The organism is Pseudomonas syringae (assembly GCF_002157375.1).
In the GTDB taxonomy this organism is placed as follows: Bacteria; Pseudomonadota; Gammaproteobacteria; order Pseudomonadales; family Pseudomonadaceae; genus Aquipseudomonas; species Aquipseudomonas syringae_T.
The window spans coordinates 22,653-28,754 of the sequence record NZ_MTSA01000032.1 but is presented as its reverse complement, the minus strand read 5'-3'; the positions used below and the strand labels follow the sequence as shown (position 1 = coordinate 28,754).

The window sequence follows — 6,102 nt, the reverse complement described above, 5'->3', positions numbered from 1 at the left end:
GGGCGTGGGAGCTTCAGGAGGTTACGACGGCTGCGATGGGCTGCGAAGCGGCCCTGAAACAGGCCATCTCGGCTGTGCCTGATGCACCGTATGCACTGGCTTTGCTGCCGGTTCCCGGCAGTTCGCGAGCAAGCTCGCTCCTACATTTATTGAGCCCAATTATTGAGTATTGAGCCCAACACTGTGGGCTTCTGCCCGGAGGGCGTGGGAGCTTCAGGAGGTTACGACGGCTGCGATGGGCTGCGAAGCGGCCCTAAACCAGGCCACATCAAGGCGCGGGCGCGGGTGTCCACGGCAGGATCGGGATCGCAGTGACGGCGTTTTGCGGGCTGCCTTCGATGACCCGGTCGCTATAGACCAGGTACACCAGCGTATTGCGCTTCTTGTCGAAGAAACGCACCACCTGCATGGTCTTGAAGACCAGCGAGGTGCGCTCCTTGAAGACTTCGTCACCGTCCTTGAGGTTTTCCTTGAAGCGGATGGCCCCGACCTGACGGCAGGCAATGGACGCCTCGGCACGGTCTTCAGCCAGACCCAGACCACCCTTCACACCACCAGTCTTGGCGCGCGACAGGTAACAGGTCACCCCTTCAACCTTGGGGTCATCGAACGCCTCGACCACGATCCGGTCATTAGGCCCCACCATCTTGAAAACCGTTGACACCTGCCCGATCTCTTCCGCCGAGACCAGCGCCGGCACACACAGCAAAGCAGCCAGAAAGCCGTTGATAGCGCGCATTGAATCTTCCTTTAACTAAACGTTGATCAGACGAGGATCAGATTATCCCGGTGAATCAGTTCCGGCTCGGCCATGTAGCCCAGCTCGCGCACGATTGCTTCGGATGAATGGCCGATAATCTTCTGCGCCTCGATAGCACTGTAGTTGCTCAGCCCCCGGGCGATCTCCCGCCCATCCGGCCCGACGCACACCACCATCTCACCTCGCCGAAAACTGCCCTGCACCAGCTTGACGCCGACCGGCAGCAAACTCTTGTGATCCTTGGTCAGCGCCGAAACCGCGCCGTCGTCCAGCACCAGCGTACCGCGAGTCTGCAGATGACCTGCCAGCCACTGCTTGCGCGCGGCGAGCATTTCGCGCTCGGGGGACAGCAACGTCCCCAACCGCTCGCCACCCTTGAGCCGCGCCAGAACACGTTCGATACGCCCACCGACAATCACGGTGTGTGCGCCGGAGCGCGCCGCCAGACGCGCAGCGCGCAGCTTGGTCTGCATGCCGCCACGCCCCAGCGCCCCGCCCGTGCCGCCAGCCACTGCATCCAGCGCAGGATCATCAGCACGCGCCTCGTAAATCAGCTGCGCATCGGGATTATTGCGGGGATCAGCGTCGAACATGCCGTCGCGATCCGTCAGAATGACCAGCAAATCAGCCTCGACCAGGTTGGCAACCAGTGCTGCCAATGTGTCGTTGTCGCCGAAACGGATCTCGTCGGTGACCACCGTGTCGTTTTCATTGATGACCGGCACGACCCCGAGCTCGACCAGGGTGCGCAGCGTGCTGCGGGCATTCAGATAGCGCTTGCGATCAGACAGGTCGTCGTGGGTCAGCAGGATTTGCGCAGTGTGCCGGCCATGCTCGGCAAAGCTCGACTCCCACGCCTGCACCAGCCCCATCTGACCGATGGCAGCAGCAGCCTGAAGCTCATGCATTGCACTGGGTCGAGCCGTCCAGCCGAGACGGCTCATGCCGGCAGCCACAGCCCCGGAAGAAACCAGCACCAGCTCGACGCCTGCCTCATGCAGCGCCACCATCTGCTCTACCCACACCCCCATAGCGTTGCGATCCAGGCCCTTGCCATCCGCAGTCAGCAAGGCACTGCCGATCTTCACAACCCAGCGCTGGGCGCCTGTCACTTTGCTGCGCATCTTCTTCCAACCTTAGCCAGAGAGTTTTCAAATTCGGGATACAAAAACGCCGCTAACAATCGTAGCGGCGTTCAAGTTTACTTCAAGCAATCAGTCACGGACGTAAATGATTTCCGGACCGTCCTCGTCATCCACATCTTCCTCGTCCCAGTCATCTTCGCCGATGTCATGCACGCTCTTCACGCCGCTGCGACGCAGGGCACGCTGATCGTCCAGCGCCTGCAACTGAGCGCGCGCCTCGTCTTCGATGCGCTGATCCAGCTCGGCCAGCTCTTCAGCGTAGCCAGGCTCTTCGGCGATGCGCTGGCTGCGCTCTTCGAGGTAACGCATGATGTCGCGGGTCAGTTGCTCCGTGCCTTCTTTGGCGATGGCAGAGATCACGTAGACCGGGCCCGTCCACTCAAGGCGATCAACGATCTCCTGCTTGCGGGCTTCCTGCTCTTCTTCAAGGATCTGGTCGCACTTGTTCAGTACCAGCCAGCGATCACGCTCTGCCAGCGACGGGCTGAATTTTTCCAGCTCGCTGACGATCACTTCAGCGGCATCCGGAGCACTGGTTTCATCCAGCGGCGCCATATCCACGAGGTGCAGCAGCAGGCGAGTACGCGCCAGGTGCTTGAGGAAGCGAATCCCCAGGCCAGCGCCGTCGGATGCACCTTCGATCAACCCCGGAATGTCGGCAACAACGAAGCTCTTCCAGCGATCGACACTGACCACACCCAGGTTTGGCACCAGCGTGGTGAACGGGTAGTCAGCCACTTTCGGCTTGGCAGCGGACACCGAGCGGATGAACGTACTTTTACCGGCGTTCGGCAGGCCCAACAGGCCCACGTCCGCCAATACTTTCAGCTCCAGTTTGAGATCACGCTGATCGCCCGGCTTGCCCGGCGTCGTCTGACGCGGGGCGCGGTTGGTACTGGATTTGAAGCGAGTGTTACCCAGACCGTGCCAGCCGCCCTGAGCAACCATCAGGCGCTGACCGTCTTTGGTCAGGTCACCGATGATTTCCTGGGTGGTGGCGTCGATGATGGTGGTGCCGACCGGTACGCGCAGTACCAGCTCTTCACCCTTGCGACCGGTGCAGTCGGCGCTGCCGCCATTGGAGCCGCGCTCGGCATCGAAGTGGCGGGTATAGCGGTAGTCGACCAGCGTATTGAGGTTGACGTCGGCGACCATGAAGACCGACCCGCCATCACCACCGTCACCGCCGTTGGGACCACCGTTTTCAATGAATTTTTCGCGACGGAAGCTCATGCAACCGTTGCCGCCGTCACCGGCTTTTACTCGAATGGATACTTCATCTACAAATTTCATAACGCACGCCTCCCGCCACAGGGACGAGCAGAACCACATAAATTACATAAGACTCTTGCAAAAATGAGCGTTGCGATACCGATCAGAAACCAGCGACCCCAGAGGTCAACATCACAACAGCCCGCACAAACAGTTTTGCAAGAGACTCACCTGCCTCTCTACCTCTACAAACAAAAAAGCCCCGTCGCAAGACAGGGCTTTTAAGCAACTGCATGATTACGCTGCGGAGACTTCAGTCTTCGGAACGATGCTCACGTAGCGGCGACCGAAGGCGCCCTTGACCTGAAACTTGATCACGCCTTCCACTTTCGCGAACAGGGTGTGATCTTTGCCCATGCCAACGCCGTAGCCAGCGTGGAATTGGGTACCGCGCTGACGCACGATGATGTTGCCAGGGATGATAGCCTGGCCGCCATACATCTTCACGCCAAGGCGTTTGGCTTCTGAGTCGCGCCCGTTACGGGTACTACCACCAGCTTTTTTGTGTGCCATGAGTCAATTCTCCAAATGAGGATTAGGCTGAATTAAGCCTGAATACCTGTGATTTTGATCTCGGTGTACCACTGGCGGTGGCCCATACGCTTCATGTGGTGCTTACGACGACGGAACTTGATGATACGAACCTTATCGTGACGACCTTGCGAGATCACTTCAGCCACAACGGTGGCGCCAGCAACAACTGGAGCACCGATGTTGACGTCGTCGCCATTGCCAACCAGCAGAACGCGGTCGAACGTGACGGATTCGCCAGTAGCGATTTCCAGTTTTTCGATTTTCAGGTATTCACCTGGGGCGACTTTGTACTGCTTGCCACCGGTAACAATTACTGCGTACATGGTATTTCTCCGAAAATCCTGCTCACCCAGCTCTTTATAAGAAGAGTATCGGCTGGCATGGCTGCATGGGGCTGGAACGGCCCGTTTGCAATTGCGTAAGGCAGGTGCTGCCCAGGAAAGTTAGGGTGCGCGATTGTACGCAAGGCAATGGCGGGTTGCAAGAGGCGGGTCGTCATACCTTGACACGCTCTACCCCGCAACCTAGCATGCGGCGCAACCTATCCGGAGCACGTGTCGCTGATGCAACCCCAAGCCTTCTATCGCGCGGTGGCGGACGACTTTAGTGCCGTTGACCTTATCATCAAAAAGCAACTGACGTCGCGCGTACCGCTGGTCTCGAAAATCGGCGATTACATCACGTCGGCGGGCGGAAAACGCCTGCGCCCCTTGCTGGTACTGCTGTGCGGCAAGGCGCTGGGCCGTGAAGGCGATGACATCCGTCTGCTGGCCGCCACCATTGAATTCCTGCACACCGCCACCCTGCTGCACGATGACGTGGTCGACATGTCCGGCATGCGCCGTGGCCGGTCCACCGCCAATGCGCTGTGGGGCAACGCGCCCAGCGTGCTGGTGGGTGACTTCCTTTATTCACGCTCGTTCGAAATGATGGTTGAGCTGGGTTCGATGGAAGTCATGAAGATTCTGTCCAAGGCGACCCGCATCATTGCCGAAGGCGAAGTGCTGCAGTTGTCCAAGATCCGCGACGCCAGCACCACCGAAGAAACCTACATGGAAGTGATTCGCGGCAAGACAGCCATGCTGTTCGAAGCCTCGACTCACAGCGCCGCCGCCCTGTGCAGCGCCTCCGAAGCGCAGAGCGAAGCATTGCGCACGTTCGGTGATCACCTGGGCGTGGCCTTTCAACTGGTCGATGACCTGCTCGACTACCGTGGCGACGCCGAAACACTGGGCAAGAACGTCGGTGACGACCTGGCCGAAGGCAAGCCGACCCTGCCGCTGATCTACACCATGCGCGAAGGCAGCCCGGAACAGGCAGCGCTGGTTCGTCAGGCGATCCAGAAAGGTGGTCTTGAAGACCTGGAAAGCATCCGCAATGCCGTGGAAAGTGCCGGCGCGCTTGATTACACCGCACAACTGGCCCGCGACTACGCCGCCCGCGCCATTGCCTGCCTGGACGCCTTGCCGCCCAGCGAGTACCGGGACGCGCTGGTCGAACTGAGCGAGTTTGCCGTCGCCCGCACTCACTGACAGCCCGCAGAGTCAAAAGCCCGTCCAGCGACGGGCTCGCTGCCATTGATCTGCCTGTATGACGCCCACGATCAACCCTTGATCAACAAATGCAGCCCCAGCAGCCCCATTCCGATAAAGAACACACGCCTGAACAGCACGGGGCTTATCCGTTGCCGCAGCCGCTGGCCAAGCAGCATGCCCAGTAACGCGGGCGCCAGCGCCAGCAAGGATGCGCCGAGTTCGGCACCGCCCAGCGCACCGTTCCATGACAAGCCGACCGCCAGTGCGGCGGTCGAGACGGTGAACGACAGCCCGAGCGCCTGCACCAGTTGATTACGCTCAAGCCCTAACGCCTGCAAATAAGGCACCACGGGAATCACGAACACGCCGGTGGCCGATGCGATGACCCCGGTGACCAGGCCACCCAACGGCCCGAGCCAACGCTCGGCCGTTGGCGACACCTGAAAGGTCGGCAGAAACAGGCCGCTCAGCGCGTAGAGCAAAAGCGCCCCGCCCAATGCCCTAGTCATTGAATGACTGCCGCTCATGCCCAGCCAGAACGCCCCGGCGCACGTGCCGATGAAGATCATGATCAGCATCGGCCAGAGGCGTTTCAGCAAAGGGATCAGGCTGCCGCCGATAGCCAGTTGCCAGACGTTAGTGAACGCTGACGGAATGATCAGCAAGGCCGCGGCCTGCGGTGGCAGCATGGCCAGCCCCAGCAAGCCCATTGCCACCGTGGGCAAGCCGAGGCCGATGACACCCTTGACCGTGCCGGCCAGTAGAAAAGTGCCGAAGACCAGCGCCGAAAGGCCCCAGCCGAGGGTGTGGTAGAAATCGAAGACTGTGTTCATGGCATCCCTGTCCGCCTGCTAAA

At 60.1% G+C, this 6,102-nt stretch carries 7 protein-coding genes; 1 reads left to right on the top strand and 6 read right to left on the bottom strand.

Annotation, left to right across the window (positions count from 1 at the left end):
- Positions 1 to 268: 268 nt before the first annotated feature.
- From BW686_RS25390 to rplU, 5 genes are all read right to left on the bottom strand, one after another.
- The gene (locus BW686_RS25390; protein ID WP_084920833.1) at positions 269 to 739 is read right to left on the bottom strand and encodes a CreA family protein; all 471 of its coding nucleotides are present in this window, start codon (positions 737 to 739) and stop codon (positions 269 to 271) included.
- A 26-nt stretch (positions 740 to 765) separates the two neighbouring features.
- Positions 766 to 1,884: a glutamate 5-kinase gene (proB, locus tag BW686_RS25385; RefSeq protein ID WP_084920831.1), complete on the bottom strand. Its 1,119-nt coding sequence runs from the start codon at positions 1,882 to 1,884 to the stop codon at positions 766 to 768.
- Positions 1,885 to 1,974: 90 nt separating this feature from the next.
- On the bottom strand, positions 1,975 to 3,198 hold the full coding sequence (cgtA, locus tag BW686_RS25380; RefSeq protein ID WP_084920828.1) for an Obg family GTPase CgtA: 1,224 nt from the start codon (positions 3,196 to 3,198) through the stop codon (positions 1,975 to 1,977).
- A 216-nt stretch (positions 3,199 to 3,414) separates the two neighbouring features.
- On the bottom strand, positions 3,415 to 3,690 hold the full coding sequence (gene rpmA, locus BW686_RS25375; RefSeq protein WP_002551972.1) for a 50S ribosomal protein L27: 276 nt from the start codon (positions 3,688 to 3,690) through the stop codon (positions 3,415 to 3,417).
- A gap of 32 nt (positions 3,691 to 3,722) precedes the next feature.
- Positions 3,723 to 4,034, bottom strand: a complete 312-nt coding sequence (rplU, locus tag BW686_RS25370) for a 50S ribosomal protein L21 (protein ID WP_003381306.1) — start codon at positions 4,032 to 4,034, stop codon at positions 3,723 to 3,725.
- A 240-nt stretch (positions 4,035 to 4,274) separates the two neighbouring features.
- On the opposite strand from rplU, the gene BW686_RS25365 reads away from it, so the two are divergent.
- Entirely contained in the window at positions 4,275 to 5,243 is a 969-nt protein-coding gene (locus BW686_RS25365) for a polyprenyl synthetase family protein (RefSeq protein ID WP_084920826.1), read from the top strand.
- 71 nt (positions 5,244 to 5,314) lie between these two features.
- Here the strand turns inward: BW686_RS25365 and BW686_RS25360 are convergent, their stop codons facing one another.
- Entirely contained in the window at positions 5,315 to 6,079 is a 765-nt protein-coding gene (locus tag BW686_RS25360) for a sulfite exporter TauE/SafE family protein (protein WP_084920823.1), read from the bottom strand.
- Positions 6,080 to 6,102: the final 23 nt, after the last annotated feature.